This is a genomic window from Streptomyces sp. NPDC056169, assembly GCF_042268445.1.
Classification (GTDB): Bacteria; Actinomycetota; Actinomycetes; order Streptomycetales; family Streptomycetaceae; genus Streptomyces.
Genome location: NZ_JBHJUO010000034.1, coordinates 17299 through 32173, shown reverse-complemented (window position 1 = coordinate 32173; position 14875 = coordinate 17299). Strand labels below are relative to the sequence as shown.

The 14875-nt window shown below is 67.4% G+C and carries 22 protein-coding genes; 2 read left to right on the top strand and 20 right to left on the bottom strand.

Annotation, left to right across the window (positions count from 1 at the left end):
* Nucleotides 1-246: 246 nt before the first annotated feature.
* Nucleotides 247-1869 (bottom strand): ABC-F family ATP-binding cassette domain-containing protein, encoded by a 1623-nt coding sequence (locus ACFC0G_RS37710; RefSeq protein WP_376412989.1) that lies wholly within the window; start codon nucleotides 1867-1869, stop codon nucleotides 247-249.
* Between the two features lie 56 nt (nucleotides 1870-1925).
* Between ACFC0G_RS37710 and ACFC0G_RS37705 the strand changes: the two genes are divergently transcribed.
* Nucleotides 1926-2942: a hypothetical protein gene (locus ACFC0G_RS37705; protein ID WP_376412986.1), complete on the top strand. Its 1017-nt coding sequence runs from the start codon at nucleotides 1926-1928 to the stop codon at nucleotides 2940-2942.
* Here the strand turns inward: ACFC0G_RS37705 and truA are convergent.
* The 10 genes from truA to secY form a co-directional block, all read right to left on the bottom strand.
* Nucleotides 2913-3770, bottom strand: coding sequence for a tRNA pseudouridine(38-40) synthase TruA (gene truA, locus ACFC0G_RS37700; RefSeq protein WP_376412983.1), 858 nt, complete (start codon nucleotides 3768-3770; stop codon nucleotides 2913-2915). The genes ACFC0G_RS37705 and truA overlap by 30 nt on opposite strands.
* 93 nt (nucleotides 3771-3863) lie before the next feature.
* Nucleotides 3864-4328 carry a 50S ribosomal protein L17 gene (rplQ, locus tag ACFC0G_RS37695; RefSeq protein WP_024755424.1) on the bottom strand — a complete coding sequence of 155 codons (465 nt, stop codon included), beginning with the start codon at nucleotides 4326-4328 and terminating at the stop codon, nucleotides 3864-3866.
* A gap of 162 nt (nucleotides 4329-4490) precedes the next feature.
* Nucleotides 4491-5513: a DNA-directed RNA polymerase subunit alpha gene (locus ACFC0G_RS37690; protein WP_024755423.1), complete on the bottom strand. Its 1023-nt coding sequence runs from the start codon at nucleotides 5511-5513 to the stop codon at nucleotides 4491-4493.
* Between the two features lie 126 nt (nucleotides 5514-5639).
* Nucleotides 5640-6044 (bottom strand): 30S ribosomal protein S11, encoded by a 405-nt coding sequence (gene rpsK / locus ACFC0G_RS37685; RefSeq protein WP_006376016.1) that lies wholly within the window; start codon nucleotides 6042-6044, stop codon nucleotides 5640-5642.
* Nucleotides 6045-6110: 66 nt separating this feature from the next.
* The gene (gene rpsM, locus ACFC0G_RS37680; protein WP_024755422.1) at nucleotides 6111-6491 is read right to left on the bottom strand and encodes a 30S ribosomal protein S13; all 381 of its coding nucleotides are present in this window, start codon (nucleotides 6489-6491) and stop codon (nucleotides 6111-6113) included.
* 205 nt (nucleotides 6492-6696) lie between these two features.
* A complete protein-coding gene (gene rpmJ, locus ACFC0G_RS37675) occupies nucleotides 6697-6810 on the bottom strand; it encodes a 50S ribosomal protein L36 (RefSeq protein ID WP_003956441.1) in 114 nt (37 codons plus the stop codon).
* A 63-nt stretch (nucleotides 6811-6873) separates the two neighbouring features.
* Nucleotides 6874-7095 carry a translation initiation factor IF-1 gene (infA, locus tag ACFC0G_RS37670; protein ID WP_003956442.1) on the bottom strand — a complete coding sequence of 74 codons (222 nt, stop codon included), beginning with the start codon at nucleotides 7093-7095 and terminating at the stop codon, nucleotides 6874-6876.
* Nucleotides 7096-7267: 172 nt separating this feature from the next.
* Nucleotides 7268-8119, bottom strand: a complete 852-nt coding sequence (gene map / locus ACFC0G_RS37665; RefSeq protein WP_024755421.1) for a type I methionyl aminopeptidase — start codon at nucleotides 8117-8119, stop codon at nucleotides 7268-7270.
* 95 nt (nucleotides 8120-8214) lie between these two features.
* On the bottom strand, nucleotides 8215-8862 hold the full coding sequence (locus ACFC0G_RS37660; protein ID WP_376412978.1) for an adenylate kinase: 648 nt from the start codon (nucleotides 8860-8862) through the stop codon (nucleotides 8215-8217).
* On the bottom strand, nucleotides 8862-10181 hold the full coding sequence (secY, locus tag ACFC0G_RS37655; RefSeq protein ID WP_376412975.1) for a preprotein translocase subunit SecY: 1320 nt from the start codon (nucleotides 10179-10181) through the stop codon (nucleotides 8862-8864). Before secY ends, ACFC0G_RS37660 begins: the two co-directional genes overlap by 1 nt.
* Nucleotides 10182-10525: 344 nt before the next feature.
* Here secY and ACFC0G_RS37650 point away from each other — a divergent pair, with 344 nt between their 5' ends.
* Nucleotides 10526-10879 carry a hypothetical protein gene (locus tag ACFC0G_RS37650; RefSeq protein ID WP_376412973.1) on the top strand — a complete coding sequence of 118 codons (354 nt, stop codon included), beginning with the start codon at nucleotides 10526-10528 and terminating at the stop codon, nucleotides 10877-10879.
* An 82-nt stretch (nucleotides 10880-10961) separates the two neighbouring features.
* Here the strand turns inward: ACFC0G_RS37650 and rplO are convergent, their stop codons facing one another.
* The 9 genes from rplO to rplX all read right to left on the bottom strand — a co-directional run bounded on the left by rplO (nucleotide 10962) and on the right by rplX (nucleotide 14874).
* Nucleotides 10962-11417, bottom strand: a complete 456-nt coding sequence (gene rplO / locus ACFC0G_RS37645) for a 50S ribosomal protein L15 (protein WP_125744792.1) — start codon at nucleotides 11415-11417, stop codon at nucleotides 10962-10964.
* A gap of 1 nt (nucleotide 11418) precedes the next feature.
* Complete coding sequence (gene rpmD, locus ACFC0G_RS37640; protein WP_024755415.1) at nucleotides 11419-11601, bottom strand: 50S ribosomal protein L30; 183 nt, start codon at nucleotides 11599-11601, stop codon at nucleotides 11419-11421.
* Nucleotides 11601-12203 (bottom strand): 30S ribosomal protein S5, encoded by a 603-nt coding sequence (gene rpsE, locus ACFC0G_RS37635; protein ID WP_017239585.1) that lies wholly within the window; start codon nucleotides 12201-12203, stop codon nucleotides 11601-11603. The genes rpmD and rpsE overlap by 1 nt, the downstream gene beginning before the upstream one ends.
* Nucleotides 12204-12248: 45 nt before the next feature.
* Nucleotides 12249-12632: a 50S ribosomal protein L18 gene (gene rplR / locus ACFC0G_RS37630; protein ID WP_056651228.1), complete on the bottom strand. Its 384-nt coding sequence runs from the start codon at nucleotides 12630-12632 to the stop codon at nucleotides 12249-12251.
* A gap of 3 nt (nucleotides 12633-12635) precedes the next feature.
* Nucleotides 12636-13175, bottom strand: a complete 540-nt coding sequence (gene rplF / locus ACFC0G_RS37625; protein ID WP_376412968.1) for a 50S ribosomal protein L6 — start codon at nucleotides 13173-13175, stop codon at nucleotides 12636-12638.
* A gap of 21 nt (nucleotides 13176-13196) precedes the next feature.
* Nucleotides 13197-13595, bottom strand: a complete 399-nt coding sequence (gene rpsH / locus ACFC0G_RS37620) for a 30S ribosomal protein S8 (protein WP_015035585.1) — start codon at nucleotides 13593-13595, stop codon at nucleotides 13197-13199.
* A gap of 222 nt (nucleotides 13596-13817) precedes the next feature.
* On the bottom strand, nucleotides 13818-14003 hold the full coding sequence (locus tag ACFC0G_RS37615; protein ID WP_003948630.1) for a type Z 30S ribosomal protein S14: 186 nt from the start codon (nucleotides 14001-14003) through the stop codon (nucleotides 13818-13820).
* Between the two features lie 5 nt (nucleotides 14004-14008).
* On the bottom strand, nucleotides 14009-14566 hold the full coding sequence (rplE, locus tag ACFC0G_RS37610; protein WP_099054322.1) for a 50S ribosomal protein L5: 558 nt from the start codon (nucleotides 14564-14566) through the stop codon (nucleotides 14009-14011).
* Entirely contained in the window at nucleotides 14563-14874 is a 312-nt protein-coding gene (gene rplX, locus ACFC0G_RS37605; protein ID WP_030214024.1) for a 50S ribosomal protein L24, read from the bottom strand. Before rplX ends, rplE begins: the two co-directional genes overlap by 4 nt.
* Nucleotide 14875 lies beyond the last annotated feature (1 nt).

Here is a 14875-nt window from a genome sequence, read left to right as displayed (position 1 = left end):
CACTGGTAACTGCTCCAGGGAACCTGCGTAAGGGCCCGTCGTGTGAGAACGACAAATCCCATACGCATAACAAACCGCAACAGTACCCGCGCCACCCCGGACGGGTCAAAACGCCGCGAGACACCAGGACCACTCCTCTACGCCGCCCTCGCACGGGGAGGCCCCAGGGGGCCTCCCCGGCTTCGCCCGGCTGCGCCGGACTCCGTCCGTCGACGCGTGCCCCAGGCGCCCGCCGACCGACCCGGGTCACCGCGCCCGCTCGACCCGTCGCTCGTCCCAGACCGGCTCCGTCGTCTCCCGTACGACTCCGTCGGACCCGAACACCAGGAACCGGTCGAAGCTCTTCGCGAACCAGCGGTCGTGGGTGACCGCAAGGACCGTCCCGTCGTACGACTCCAGGCCGTCCTGGAGCGCCTCGGCCGACTCCAGGTCCAGGTTGTCCGTCGGCTCGTCGAGGAGCAGCGCCGTCGTGCCCGCCAGCTCCATCAGCAGGATCTGGAACCGCGCCTGCTGCCCGCCGGACAGCTTGTCGAACGACTGGTCGCCCTGCCGCTCCAGCTCGTACCGCCGCAGCATCGACATCGCGCCGCCCCGGTCCTTGGCGTGCTCCGTCCACAGGATGTCGACGAGCGGCCGCCCGGCCAGCTCCGGGTGCGCGTGGGTCTGCGCGAAGTGCCCGGGCACGACCCGCGCGCCCAGCTTCCAGTCGCCCGTGTGGGCGACCGTGGGGTCCCCCGCGAGCAGCCGCAGGAAGTGCGACTTCCCGGAGCCGTTCGACCCGAGGACGCCGACCCGCTCCCCGTAGAAGATCTCCAGCGAGAACGGCTTCATGAGACCGGTCAGCTCGAGGTTCTCCACGGTCACGGCCCGCACCCCGGTGCGCCCGCCGCGCAGCCGCATCTTGATGTCCTGCTCGCGCGGCGGCTCCGGCGGCGGACCCGCCTCCTCGAACTTCCGCAGCCGGGTCTGCGCCGCCGCGTACCGCGAGGCCATGTCGTGGGAGACCGACGCCGCCTGCCGCAGGTTGACGACCAGCTTCTTCAGCTGGGCGTGCTTCTCCTCCCAGCGCCGCTTCAGCTCCTCGAAGCGCGCGAACCGCTCGCGCCGCGCCTCGTGGAAGGTGTCGAAGCCGCCGCCGTGCACCCACACGTCCGAGCCGGCCGGGCCGGGCTCGACCGCGACGATCTTCTGGGCTCCCCGGGAGAGCAGCTCCCGGTCGTGGGAGATGAAGAGCACGGTCTTGCGGGTCTCCCGCAGCCGCTCCTCCAGCCACCGCTTGCCGGGCACGTCGAGGTAGTTGTCCGGCTCGTCGAGGAGCAGCACCTCGTCGGGGCCGCGCAGCAGCGATTCCAGGACCAGGCGCTTCTGCTCACCGCCGGAGAGCGTCCGCACCTCCCGGAACTGCGCCTTCTCGTACGGCATGCCGAGCGCCGCCATGGTGCAGATGTCCCAGGCCGTCTCGGCCTCGTACCCCTGCACCTCGGCCCAGTCGCTGAGGGCCTGCGCGTACTTCATCTGCGCGGCCTCGTCGTCGACCGTCATGATCAGGTGCTCGGCCTCGTCGACCGCCTTCGCGGCCTCCCGGATCCGCGGCTGCGCCACCGAGACCAGCAGGTCACGGACGGTGGACGCGTCCCGTACGGAGCCGATGAACTGCGGCATGACGCCCAGGCCGCCGCTGACGGTGACCGAGCCTCCGTGCGGCTGGAGCTCCCCGGAGATCAGCCGGAGCAGTGTGGTCTTGCCGGCGCCGTTGGCTCCGACGAGGGCGACGACGGCGCCCTCCCCGACGCGGAAGGAGACGTCCCCGAGCAGGACCCGCCCGTCCGGAAGGTAGTACTCAAGATGTGCGGCCTCGACATGTCCCATGGGGTGCATTGTCACCGCACGCGTCCCCTTCGCCCAACCGGATTAGGATGCGCGGCATGAGCTTTGGGGGACCGCAGTGGCCGCAGGAGCCGCAGCAGCAGGGGCAGGGACAGCCGGGCCACGGACCGCAGCCGGGGTACGGGCAGCAGGCCGGCCACGGAGGGCAGCAGCCGGGGTACGGGCAGCAGCCCGGCTACGGCGGGCAGCAGCCGTTCGGCGGGCAGCCGGGCCAGGGGCAGCAGCAGCCGGACCCCTTCCCGGGGGCGCAGGGCGGCGGGCCGACGCCCGACTGGGGTGCCCTCGCCGACGCCTCGGCGAGCCGTGGCCGCCGCAAGCGCTGGCTGCTGATCGGCGGCGGGGCGCTGGCGACCGTCGCCGTGGGCGCGATCGTCGCCACGGCCGTCGTGTCCACGAACAAGACGAACGACGAGTCGAAGAACGGCGGGGTCGTCACCCCCACGGTCTCCGCCACCGGCTCCCCCACGCCCGAGCCGACGTTCTCCTCGGTGGCGCCGCCGCCCCCGCCGAACCCGAAGGACTACATCTCGGACCCGAAGAAGGACAAGGCGCCGCTCACCGCGGACGGCCTGTTCCCGGGCAAGAAGATGAGCATGAACGGCCGCCCGTACAAGAAGGGCGCGACCTCCGCCACCACGAACTGCGCGTCCGTCACGCAGGGCGGTCTCGGTGCCGTCCTCAAGAAGAACGGCTGCCAGAAGCTCCTGCGCGCCACCTACGTGAAGGACGGCGTGGCGATCACCGTCGGCGTGGCCGTCTTCCCGTCCGAGGCGGCGGCACTGAAGGCGAAGGGCCAGGCCACCGGCGGCATCGCGCCGCTCGCGGGCGCGGGTGTACGTGAGTTCTGTCACGGCACGGTCTGCCTGCGCCGCGCGAACTCGGCCGGCCGCTACGCCTACTTCACGCAGGCGGGCTTCACCAACGGCAAGAAGGTCACCAAGGCCGACAAGCCGGTCTTCCAGGCCAGCGACGACCTCGGCACCTTCGCGTTCAACCAGATCTACGCCCGCGGTCGCGCGCAGGCCTCAGCAGCAGCCAACGCTCCCGGGGAGTGACCGCTTGTTGCGGGCCTCCTTGCTGCGCGCGGCGAGGAGCGCGTCCTCCGGGTAGCCGACCTCTTCGAGGGTGAGGCCGTGCGGCCGTACGACGTGGACGGCCGAGTCCCGCACGCCGGCGGCGAGCACCTTGCCGGGCCAGTCGACCGGCCGGTGTCCGTCGCCGACGAAGAGCATGGCGCCGACGAGCGAGCGGACCATGTTGTGGCAGAAGGCGTCCGCCTTCACGGTCGCTTCGAGGATGCCGTCGGCCCGCCGCTCCCACCGCAGCACCTGAAGGGTGCGGATGGTCGTGGCCCCTTCGCGCTTCTTGCAGTACGCGGCGAAGTCGTGCTCGCCGACGAGCGCGGTCGCGGCCTCGTTCATGGCGTCCATGTCGAGGGCCCAGTCGTGCCACAGGACGTGCCCGCGCAGGAGCGGGTCGACGCCCCCGGGGTTGTCGGTGACGCGGTAGGCGTAGCGGCGCCAGATCGCCGAGAACCGGGCGTTGAAGCCGGCGGGGGCCTCTTCCACCTTCCACACCCGTACGTCGTGGGAGAGCCGCCCCGCGAGCCGCCTGAGCAGCTTGTCCCGGTGCTCCTCCCAGAGCTCGACGGGCAGGTCGACGTGGGCGACCTGACCGCGCGCGTGCACCCCGGAGTCGGTCCGGCCGGCGACGGTCAGCTCGTACGTCTCCGTGGACCGCGTCACGGTCCGCAGCGCGGCCTCGATGTCGCCCTGCACGGTGCGCCGGCCCTGGGGCTGCTTGGCCCAGCCGGAGAACTCCTTGCCGTCGTACGACAGGTCAAGGCGTACCCGTACGAACCCGTCCTGCACGTCATCGCTCACGCGGAACCATCCTCTCGAACCATCAAACACACGGGAACGGGCCCGCACCCCCAGGGGGGTACGGGCCCGCACACGAGAAACTCGTCGGAACGCTTACGCGTCCTTCGACTCCTCGGCCGGAGCCTCGGCGGCCGCGTCGGCCTCCTTGACGGCGCGCACGGTGGCGGCCTCGGCCTCGGCGACGGTCGCCTTCTTGGCGATCTCGCCCTCGACCAGCTCGATCACGGCCATCGGGGCGTTGTCGCCACGACGGTTGCCGATCTTGGTGATACGGGTGTAACCACCCGGACGCTCCGAGTAACGCGGGGCGATCTCGGTGAAGAGGGTGTGGACGATGCCCTTGTCGGTGATCGTCTGCAGCACCAGGCGACGGTTGTGGATGTCGCCCTTCTTCGCCTTGCTGATCAGGCGCTCGGCGACGGGACGCAGGCGACGGGCCTTGGCCTCGGTCGTCGTGATGCGGCCGTGCTCGAAGAGGGACTTCGCCAGGTTGGCGAGCAGCAGACGCTCGTGAGCGGCGGAACCGCCGAGGCGGGCACCCTTCGCGGGACGCGGCATGGTGTTTCTCCTTGGTGTCTGCCCCGGCCGTATCAGGTACCGAGGTCAGTATCCGAGCGGGCGGTCACCCGTCGGAGACCCCGCGCCCCCTAAAGGGGCGCGGGGAACTGCGCGACCAGCCGAAACCGGCCGGCAGAGGTCAATCGATCCTCAGGAAGAGAATCAGTACTGCTCGGTCTCGACGAAACCGGCATCCGCGTCGTCGTCGGCGCCGAAGGCGTCAGCGGCAGCGGTCGGGTCGAATCCGGGCGGCGAGTCCTTCAGCGCGAGGCCCATACCGGCCAGCTTCGCCTTGACCTCGTCGATCGACTTCGCACCGAAGTTGCGGATGTCGAGCAGGTCGGCCTCGGAGCGCGCCACGAGCTCACCCACGGAGTGGATGCCCTCGCGCTTGAGGCAGTTGTACGAACGAACGGTGAGCTCGAGCTCCTCGATCGGCAGCGCCAGGTCGGCGGCGAGGGCGGCGTCCGTGGGGGACGGGCCCATGTCGATGCCCTCGGCGTCGATGTTGAGCTCGCGCGCCAGACCGAACAGCTCGACCAGGGTCTTGCCGGCGGACGCCATGGCGTCACGCGGGCGCATGGCCTGCTTGGTCTCGACGTCGACGATCAGCTTGTCGAAGTCGGTGCGCTGCTCGACACGGGTCGCCTCGACCTTGTACGTGACCTTGAGCACCGGCGAGTAGATGGAGTCGACCGGAATACGGCCGATCTCCTGGCCCGCCTGCTTGTTCTGGACAGCGGAGACGTAGCCGCGACCGCGCTCGACGGTCAGCTCCATCTCCAGCTTGCCCTTGCCGTTGAGCGTGGCGAGGACGAGGTCGGGGTTGTGCACCTCGACACCGGCCGGGGGCGCGATGTCGGCGGCGGTGACCAGACCCGGGCCCTGCTTGCGCAGGTACATCACGACCGGCTCGTCGTGCTCCGAGGAGACGACCAGCTGCTTGATGTTCAGGATGAGGTCGGTGACGTCCTCCTTGACGCCCGGCACGGTGGTGAACTCGTGCAGGACACCGTCGATGCGGATGCTGGTGACAGCGGCACCCGGGATCGAGGAGAGGAGGGTACGGCGGAGGGAGTTGCCGAGGGTGTAGCCGAAGCCCGGCTCCAGCGGCTCGATCACGAACCGGGAGCGGAACTCGTCGACGACCTCTTCGGTCAGCGACGGACGCTGAGCGATCAGCATGTCGTTATGTCCTTCTGTCGTGGACGCCCACTATTTGACGCCCGACGGGATGTAGCACCTACAAGGGTACGGGCGGCACGGTCCGAAGAGCCGTACCGCCCGAAGCCTGGGTCAAGCAGCCGTGCGTCAGACGCGGCGGCGCTTGGGGGGACGGCAGCCGTTGTGCGGCGTGGGGGTGACGTCCTGGATCGAACCGACCTCGAGGCCCGTGGCCTGGAGGGAGCGGATCGCGGTCTCGCGGCCGGAGCCCGGACCCTTGACGAAGACGTCGACCTTGCGCATGCCGTGCTCCTGCGCGCGGCGAGCGGCCGACTCAGCGGCCATCTGCGCGGCGAACGGGGTGGACTTGCGCGAGCCCTTGAAGCCGACGTGGCCGGCGGAGGCCCAGGAGATCACGTTGCCCGCGGGGTCCGTGATCGAGACGATGGTGTTGTTGAACGTGCTCTTGATGTGGGCGTGCCCGTGAGCGACGTTCTTCTTTTCCTTGCGGCGCACCTTCTTGGCAGCGCCCTGACGACCCTTGGGGGGCATCTATAACTCCTACGGGAGGTGGTCGGTCCTACAGCGAAGACCGCTTGGTCAAGCGTCCGCTGAGGACTACTTCTTGCCCGGCTTCTTCTTGCCGGCGATGGCGCGACGCGGGCCCTTGCGGGTACGAGCGTTCGTGCTGGTGCGCTGACCGCGAACGGGCAGGCCACGACGGTGGCGCAGGCCCTGGTAGCAGCCGATCTCGACCTTGCGGCGGATGTCGGCGGCGATCTCGCGGCGGAGGTCACCCTCGGTCTGGAGGTTGGCGTCCACGTACTCACGGATCTTGACGAGGTCTTCCTCGGCAAGGTCACGGACACGGGTGGACTCGTTCACGCCGGTCGCGGCGAGAATCTCCTCGGACCGGGTACGCCCGATGCCGAAGACGTAGGTGAGTGCGACCACCACACGCTTTTCGCGCGGGATGTCAACACCGGAAACGCGTGCCATTCAATGGCTCCTGTGTTCTCGGGGGTCTGCTGCAGAACCGCTCCCGACCGCCGACCCTTCGAAGTCTCGAAGAGTGGTACGTCCGGGTCCCCGGCCCCCGCCGGAGGTGCCGTCAACCGTGGAACACGGCCCGACGGGCTCTGCGTATGTACGTACTGCTATGCGTCGCGCGAAGAACTGCGAAATGCAGGTCGGTCGGCGTGCGTCAGCCCTGGCGCTGCTTGTGGCGCAGGTTGTCGCAAATGACCATGACCCGACCGTGACGGCGGATCACCTTGCACTTGTCGCAGATCTTCTTGACGCTCGGCTTGACCTTCATGGGATGTGAGGTTCTCCGGGTCAGTGCCACCACCCGCGCCGTGAAGCGGGGTGCGGGCAAGATCTACTTGTACCGGTAGACGATCCGGCCACGCGTCAGGTCGTACGGAGAGAGCTCCACGACGACCCGGTCGTCCGGAAGGATTCGGATGTAGTGCATCCGCATCTTGCCGGAGATGTGCGCGAGGACCTTGTGACCGTTCTGGAGTTCCACCTTGAACATGGCGTTCGGGAGGGACTCGATCACGGTGCCCTCGATTTCGATGGCACCTTGCTTCTTGGCCACGCTTCGCCTTTCGAATCGGCTACCTTGATCGACTCTCGCCGCCGTATGCGGACACACGGGTACACGAGAGCCGACGCATCAGTCTACGTCAGGCCCCTGGAAAAGACGAATCCGGGAAGTTTGCCCACAGTAGAAGATCATTACGCAAGCGGGTACGTGAGAGGATCCGGCGCTACGCCAGCGGGTCCGGCGCCGCCGTGACACCCAGCTCCGCCAGCTTCGCCTTGCCGCCGTCGACCGCGGTCAGGACCAGGGGGCCCTCCTCGGTGAGGGCGATCGAGTGCTCCCAGTGGGAGGACCAGGTGCCATCGGTCGTGACGACCGTCCAGTCGTCCTTGAGGACCTCGGTGTGCGGGGTGCCCAGGGAGACCATCGGCTCGATCGCCAGGCAGAGACCGGGGACCAGCTTCGGGCCCTTGCCGCGCTTGCGGGAGACGTAGTTCAGCAGGTGCGGGTCCATGTGCATCTCGGTGCCGATGCCGTGGCCGCCGTAGTCCTCGACGATCCCGTACCGACCGAGGCTGTGCTCGCCGACCGACGGGCGGGGCTGCCGCTTGATGTACGTCTCGATGGCCTTCGAGATGTCGACGAGCCGGTTGCCGAGCTTCATCGCCGCGATGCCCGCCCACATCGACTCCTCCGTCACCCGGGAGAGCTCGACGAGCTCGGGCGCGTGGCCGGTGCCCACGAAGGCCGTGAAGGCCGCGTCACCGTGCCAGCCGTCCACGATCGCGCCGGCGTCGATGGAGATGATGTCGCCGTCCTTGAGGACGGTCTTCTCGTCGGGGATGCCGTGGACGACGACCTCGTTCACCGAGGTGCAGATCGTCGCGGGGAAGCCGCCGTACCCGAGGAAGTTCGACTTCGCCCCGTGGTCGGCGATGACCTTCCGCGAGACCTCGTCCAGGTCCCGGGTCGTGGCACCCGGCACGGCCGCCTCGCGGGTCGCCGCGTGGATGGCGGCGACGACCAGTCCCGCCTCGCGCATCTTCGCGATCTGCTCGGGGGTCTTGATCTGCACCATCGTCGGGGGCCCTTCCTTGCGTGTACACGGGACAGAACAACGATACGGCCGCGGCGCCCCTCAAGGGCACCGCGGCCGTATCGGACGAACCGGGGTTACTTCTTCAGCGCGGCCATGGCCTTCGCCGTGACCTCGTCCACCTTGCCGAGCGCGGAGATCGTCGACACCAGGCTCTGCGACCGGTAGTAGTCGATGATCGGCTCGGTCTCCGTGTGGTAGACCTCCAGGCGCCGGCGGACGGTCTCCTCGGAGTCGTCGTCGCGCTGGTAGAGCTCGCCGCCGCAGGCGTCGCAGACGCCTGCGGTCTTCGGCGCGTTGTACGTCACGTGGAAGACGTGCGCACTGTCGTTGCGGCAGATGCGGCGACCCGCGATCCGCTTCACGACCTCGTCCTCGGGGACCTCCAGGTCCAGGACCGCGTCCAGCTGGACGTGCCCGGCCTTGAGGATCGCGTCCAGAGCCTCGGCCTGGGCCACGTTGCGCGGGAACCCGTCGAGCAGGAAGCCGTTGACGGCGTCCGGCTGCTCCATGCGGTCCTTGGCCATCCCGATCGTCACGGAGTCCGGCACGAGCTGGCCGGCCTTCATGTACGACTGAGCCTCGAGCCCGAGCGCCGTGCCCTGCGAGATGTTGGCACGGAACAGGTCACCCGTGGAGATGTGCGGGATGTCCAGGTTCTTGGCAAGGTACGCGGCCTGCGTGCCCTTGCCCGCACCGGGCGGTCCGACGAGGACGATTCGCATCAGCGGAGGAACCCTTCGTAATTGCGCTGCTGGAGCTGGCTCTCGATCTGCTTCACGGTCTCCAGCCCCACACCCACGATGATGAGGATGCTCGTCCCACCGAAGGGGAAGTTGGCATTGGCGCCACCGAAGCCTGCCAACGCCATCGTCGGCACAAGAGCGATCAGACCCAAGTACAGCGAGCCCGGCCAAGTGATCCGGTTGAGCACGTAGCTCAGATACTCAGCAGTAGGTCGACCAGCCCGGATACCCGGGATGAAGCCACCATACTTCTTCATGTTGTCGGCTACTTCCTCGGGGTTGAACGAGATCGCCACGTAGAAGAAGGCGAAGAACACGATCAGGAGGAAGTACGTCGCGATGTAGTAGGGGTGGTCACCCTTGACGAAGTGGGCTTCGATCCAGGTCTTCCACCCTGCGGTGGAGTTCGAGAACTGGGCGATCAAGGCCGGGATGTAGAGCAGCGACGACGCGAAGATGACAGGAATCACACCTGCCTGGTTCACCTTCAACGGGATGTAAGTGGACGTACCGCCGTAGGAACGCCGACCGATCATCCGCTTCGCGTACTGCACGGGGATGCGCCGCTGAGCCTGCTCGACGAAGACCACGAGGGCCACCATCGCGAAGCCCACGAGGATCACGGTGCCGAACTCGATCCAGCCGTCGGCCAGGTCGCCTTCGACCTTGATCTTCCACAGGGCGCCCGGGAAGCCGGCGGCGATCGAGATGAACATCAGGATCGACATGCCGTTGCCGATGCCACGGTCGGTGACGAGCTCACCGAGCCACATGACGACGGCGGTGCCCGCGGTCATCGTGAGGACCATCGTGGCGATCGTGAAGATCGACTGGTTGGGCACGACCTGGTCGGCGACCACACAGCCGCTGAAGAGCGCGCCGCTCTTCGCGGTGGCCACGAGACCGGTGCCCTGGAGGATGGCGAGGGCGATCGTCAGGTACCGCGTGTACTGCGTGATCTTGGCGGTACCGGACTGACCCTCCTTCTTGAGGGCCTCCAGGCGCGGGATCACGACGGTCAGCAGCTGCAGGATGATGCTCGCCGTGATGTACGGCATGATGCCGAGCGCGAAGATGGTGATCTGCAGCAGCGCCCCGCCACTGAACATGTTGACCAGGCCGAACAGGCTGTTGTTGCCCTCGCTGGCCTGCTTGACACACTGCTGAACAGCCTCGTAGCTGACGCCGGGCACCGGGATGTGCGCGCCGAGGCGGTACAGCACGATGATGGCGAGCGTGAAGAGCAGTTTCTTGCGCAGGTCGGGCGTCTTGAACGCCCGGGCGAACGCGGTGAGCACGGTGCCTCCTGCGACCCCCGCGTTACGCGCGTGAGGGTGACGGTTTGAATGCGAGCAAGAACAGAACACGGCAGCCGCACGCCAGAAGCGCAGACTGCCGGGGAAGCTAACAGCCGCTACCATACCCGCCACCACTGCCAGCGGGAAACGTCTCCGAGGCACGTCAACTGCGCATCGGCCGCGGGCGGCCGTCCCGGTCGCGGCCATCCGACGTTCGTCGGGTGCGCATCCCGACCAAGAGACGTGATGACAGGGCATGCCGTCCTCAGAGACTGCTTCGTGCGGTTCCGGATCCGACTGGCCGGAATCACTCATCGCAACGACCACTTCTGGGGGAACCACCTGTGCAGAAGTCGCTCCCCGTCGCGGGTGCCGCGGGTGCCGCGCTTCTGCTCGGGGCCGTGAAGCGCACCTCGACGGCCCTCGCGGGCTGTGCCGCGGTGACGGCCACGGTCGTGGCCGTCTCCCGGATCCAGTTCACGGAGACGGCACCGTCGAACGCCGACCAGTCCGTCATGTCGCACCGAAAGGTGGAGACGTTCGCCGAGCACCGGGGTGACGCGGATCGACGGACGAGTGGCGGAGGAACGCCTCCGGCGTGCCGACCGGCCCGAGCCCGTCATCGCGCGGAAGGGCAGGTCGAGAGCCGGCTCCAGGCCTGTCTCAAGGCCCGGGGACTCACCTCGGCCGCGGCCTGACACCGCCCCGCCGGACACGACAAAAAGCCTGGCCGGCTCCCCCGAGGGGGAACCGGCCAGGCTTTGTGGTGTCGAGCCGAACTCAGACGAGCTCGGTGACGGTGCCACCAGCGGCGGCGATCTTCTCCTTGGCGGAGCCGGAGACGGCGTCAACCGAAACCTGCAGCGCCACGGTGATCTCGCCGGTGCCGAGCACCTTGACGAGGCTGTTCTTGCGAACCGCGCCCTTGGCGACCAGGTCGGCCACCGTGACCTCTCCACCCTCGGGGTAGAGAGCGCCGAGCTTGTCCAGGTTCACGACCTGGAACTCGGTGCGGAACGGGTTCTTGAAGCCCTTGAGCTTCGGCAGACGCATGTGGAGGGGCATCTGCCCACCCTCGAAGCGCTGCGGAACCTGGTAACGGGCCTTCGTACCCTTGGTACCACGACCGGCCGTCTTACCCTTCGACGCCTCACCACGACCGACACGGGTCTTCGCGGTCTTGGCACCGGGGGCGGGACGGAGGTTGTGGGCCTTCAGCGGGTTGTTCTCCGCCATGTTATTCAACCTCCTCGACCGTCACGAGGTGGCGGACGGTGTGCACCATGCCGCGGAACTCGGGGCGGTCCTCCTTGACAACCACGTCGTTGACCTTCTTGAGGCCAAGCGAACGCAGGGTGTCGCGGTGGTTCTGCTTGCTGCCGATGTACGACTTCGTCTGCGTGACCTTGAGGCGAGCCATTACGCACCCGCCCCAGCACGCGCACGGAGCAGAGCCGCGGGAGCGACGTCCTCGAGGGGCAGACCACGGCGAGCCGCGATCTCCTCGGGACGCTGCAGACCCTTGAGGGCCGCCACGGTCGCGTGCACGATGTTGATCGCGTTGTCGGAGCCGAGCGACTTCGACAGGATGTCGTGAACGCCGGCGCACTCGAGCACCGCGCGCACCGGGCCACCGGCGATAACACCGGTACCGGGGGAAGCAGGCTTCAGCAGGACAACGCCGGCCGCCTTCTCGCCCTGGATCGGGTGCGGGATGGTGCCCTGGATGCGGGGAACCTTGAAGAAGTTCTTCTTGGCTTCCTCGACGCCCTTGGCGATGGCCGCGGGAACTTCCTTGGCCTTGCCGTAACCGACACCTACCGTGCCGTCGCCGTCACCGACGACAACCAGGGCGGTGAAGCTGAAGCGACGACCACCCTTGACAACCTTGGCGACGCGGTTGATCGCGACAACGCGCTCAACGTACGCGGTCTTCTCGGCGGCAGCGCCACCGTCGCGGCCCTTCCGGTCCCGCCGCTCGCCGCCACCGGCACCGCTTCCGCGGCGCTGGGGTCCAGCCATTGGATTACCTCTCTCTGTTACGTCCGTTAGTCCCGGAACCGGGGCTTAGAACTTCAGCCCGGCTTCGCGGGCGGCGTCAGCCAGAGCGGCAATGCGCCCGGCGTACCTGTTGCCACCACGGTCGAACACGACAGCCTCGACACCGGCGGCCTTGGCGCGCTCGGCGACCAGGGAACCGACCTGCTTGGCCTGCGCGGACTTGTCACCCTCGCCGCCGCGGATCGACGCGTCCAGGGTCGACGCAGACGCAAGGGTGTGACCCTTGAGGTCGTCGATGACCTGAGCGGTGATACCGCGGTTGGAACGCGTCACGACGAGGCGCGGACGCTCCGCCGTACCCGACACGTTCTTGCGGATGCGGATGTGGCGGCGCTTCTTGGCGGCGCCCTTGTAGGCGTCGCCCTTGGCGATCTTCACACCGTATGCCATGGCTTACTTACCAGCCTTTCCGACCTTGCGGCGGATGACCTCACCCGCATACTTCACGCCCTTGGCCTTGTAAGGGTCAGGCTTGCGAAGCTTGCGGATGTTGGCGGCGACCTCGCCGACCTTCTGCTTGTCGATGCCCTCGACCGAGAACTTGGTCGGCGACTCGACCTTGAACGAGATGCCCTCGGGCGCCTCGATAAGGATCGGGTGGCTGTAGCCGAGCTGGAACTCCAGGTTGGAGCCCTTCGCGGCAACGCGGTAACCGACACCGCTGATCTCGAGCGCCTTCACGTAACCCTGGGTCACACCGGTGATCATGTTGGCCACCAGCGTGCGGGACAGGCCGTGGAGGGCCTTGTTCTGACGCTCGTCGTTCGGACGGTTGACGTTGAGCACGCCATCCTCGCCCTTAACGATCTCGATCGGAGCGGCGACGGTGTGGCTCAGGGTGCCCTTGGAACCCTTCACCGTGACCGTGCGGCCATCGATGGTGACGTCCACGCCGGCGGGAACCTGGATAGGCAGCTTGCCAATACGCGACATGAGCTTTCCTTCCTTTCCCGACTACCAGACGTAGGCGAGGACTTCCCCACCTACGCCCTTCTTGCCTGCCTGCTGGCCGGTCAGGAGGCCGTGGGACGTGGAGATGATCGCCACGCCCAGGCCGCCGAGAACCTTCGGCAGGTTGGTGGACTTCGCGTAAACCCGGAGACCGGGCTTCGAGATCCGCTTGATGCCCGCAATGGAGCGCTCACGGTTCGGACCGAACTTGAGCTCGAGGACGAGGTTCTTGCCGACCTCGGCGTCCTCGACCTTCCAGCCCGTGATGAAGCCCTCCTGCTGGAGGATTTCCGCGATGTGAGACTTGATCTTGCTGTGCGGCATCGTCACAGAGTCGTGGTATGCCGAGTTCGCGTTACGCAGACGAGTCAGCATGTCCGCGATCGGATCAGTCATGGTCATGAATTGGCCTTCGGCCTCTCTCGCCGGGGTTTCCTGTATGCGCCATCCCTCTCCCCACACAGGGGCGGGACGGGTGCGGCGCGGGGACCTACGGCGTAGTAAGTCGTACGGGCGACGGACGCCCAACCCTCCTAGCCTAAGGCATGGAGGGATGGGCGACCGCCAACCCAGTGCTTACCGAGAGTCTCCGGTCATTCCCAACACCCAAAGGGTGGAAGGGAATTACCAGGAGCTCTTGGTCACGCCCGGCAGCTCGCCACGGTGAGCCATCTCACGAAGGCACACGCGGCACAGGCCGAACTTGCGGTACACGGAGTGGGGACGACCACAGCGCTGGCAGCGCGTGTAGCCACGCACGCCGAACTTGGGCTTGCGGGCAGCCTTCGCGATGAGAGCCTTCTTCGCCATCTCGCTTACGCCTCCTTGAAGGGGAAGCCGAGGTGACGGAGAAGGGCGCGGCCCTCAGCGTCGTTGGTCGCCGTGGTCACCACGGTGATGTCCATACCCCGGACACGGTCGATCTTGTCCTGGTCGATCTCGTGGAACATGACCTGCTCCGTGAGACCGAAGGTGTAGTTGCCACGCCCGTCGAACTGCTTGGGGGACAGACCACGGAAGTCGCGGATGCGCGGAAGCGCGAGCGACAGGGTGCGGTCCAGGAACTCCCACATGCGGTCGCCACGGAGGGTGACGTGCGCACCGATCGGCTGGCCCTCACGCAGCTTGAACTGCGCGATGGACTTGCGAGCCTTGGTCACGGCCGGCTTCTGACCGGTGATCGTGGTCAGGTCGCGGATCGCACCGTCGATCAGCTTCGAGTCACGGGCGGCGTCGCCGACACCCATGTTGACCACGATCTTCACGAGGCCGGGAACCTGCATGACGTTCTCGTACGAGAACTCCTCACGCAGCTTGCCCGCGATCTCCTCGCGGTACTTCGTCTTGAGACGCGGAGTGGTGGTAGCCATCAGATGTCCTCACCCGTCCGCTTGGCAACGCGGATCTTGTTGCCCTCGTCGTCGAAGCGGTAACCGACACGCGTGACGACCTTCTGGCCATCCTTCTCCACGACGAGCTGAACGTTGCTCACGTGGACAGGGGCCTCGGTCGTGACGATGCCACCGGCCTGCGACGGGCCGGCCTTGGTGTGCTTCTTGACCCGGTTGACACCCTCGACGAGGACGCGGTTCTCGCGGGGGAAGGCCGTGATGACCTTGCCCTGCTTGCCCTTGTCCTTACCGGTGATGACCTGGACCAGGTCGCCCTTCTTGATCTTCATG

Excerpts from the sequence above, each read along its gene's own strand:
- ACFC0G_RS37710 (WP_376412989.1), bottom strand. The coding sequence starts at position 1,869 with ATGGGACATGTCGAGGCCGCACATCTTGAGTACTACCTTCCGGACGGG.
- ACFC0G_RS37705 (WP_376412986.1), top strand. The coding sequence starts at position 1,926 with ATGAGCTTTGGGGGACCGCAGTGGCCGCAGGAGCCGCAGCAGCAGGGG.
- rplQ (WP_024755424.1), bottom strand. The coding sequence starts at position 4,328 with ATGCCGCGTCCCGCGAAGGGTGCCCGCCTCGGCGGTTCCGCCGCTCAC.
- ACFC0G_RS37690 (WP_024755423.1), bottom strand. The coding sequence starts at position 5,513 with ATGCTGATCGCTCAGCGTCCGTCGCTGACCGAAGAGGTCGTCGACGAG.
- rpsK (WP_006376016.1), bottom strand. The coding sequence starts at position 6,044 with ATGCCCCCCAAGGGTCGTCAGGGCGCTGCCAAGAAGGTGCGCCGCAAG.
- rpsM (WP_024755422.1), bottom strand. The coding sequence starts at position 6,491 with ATGGCACGCGTTTCCGGTGTTGACATCCCGCGCGAAAAGCGTGTGGTG.
- rpmJ (WP_003956441.1), bottom strand. The coding sequence starts at position 6,810 with ATGAAGGTCAAGCCGAGCGTCAAGAAGATCTGCGACAAGTGCAAGGTG.
- map (WP_024755421.1), bottom strand. The coding sequence starts at position 8,119 with ATGGTGCAGATCAAGACCCCCGAGCAGATCGCGAAGATGCGCGAGGCG.
- ACFC0G_RS37660 (WP_376412978.1), bottom strand. The coding sequence starts at position 8,862 with ATGCGAATCGTCCTCGTCGGACCGCCCGGTGCGGGCAAGGGCACGCAG.
- rplO (WP_125744792.1), bottom strand. The coding sequence starts at position 11,417 with ATGGCGGAGAACAACCCGCTGAAGGCCCACAACCTCCGTCCCGCCCCC.
- rpmD (WP_024755415.1), bottom strand. The coding sequence starts at position 11,601 with ATGGCTCGCCTCAAGGTCACGCAGACGAAGTCGTACATCGGCAGCAAG.
- rpsE (WP_017239585.1), bottom strand. The coding sequence starts at position 12,203 with ATGGCTGGACCCCAGCGCCGCGGAAGCGGTGCCGGTGGCGGCGAGCGG.
- rplR (WP_056651228.1), bottom strand. The coding sequence starts at position 12,632 with ATGGCATACGGTGTGAAGATCGCCAAGGGCGACGCCTACAAGGGCGCC.
- rplF (WP_376412968.1), bottom strand. The coding sequence starts at position 13,175 with ATGTCGCGTATTGGCAAGCTGCCTATCCAGGTTCCCGCCGGCGTGGAC.
- rpsH (WP_015035585.1), bottom strand. The coding sequence starts at position 13,595 with ATGACCATGACTGATCCGATCGCGGACATGCTGACTCGTCTGCGTAAC.
- ACFC0G_RS37615 (WP_003948630.1), bottom strand. The coding sequence starts at position 14,003 with ATGGCGAAGAAGGCTCTCATCGCGAAGGCTGCCCGCAAGCCCAAGTTC.
- rplX (WP_030214024.1), bottom strand. The coding sequence starts at position 14,874 with ATGAAGATCAAGAAGGGCGACCTGGTCCAGGTCATCACCGGTAAGGAC.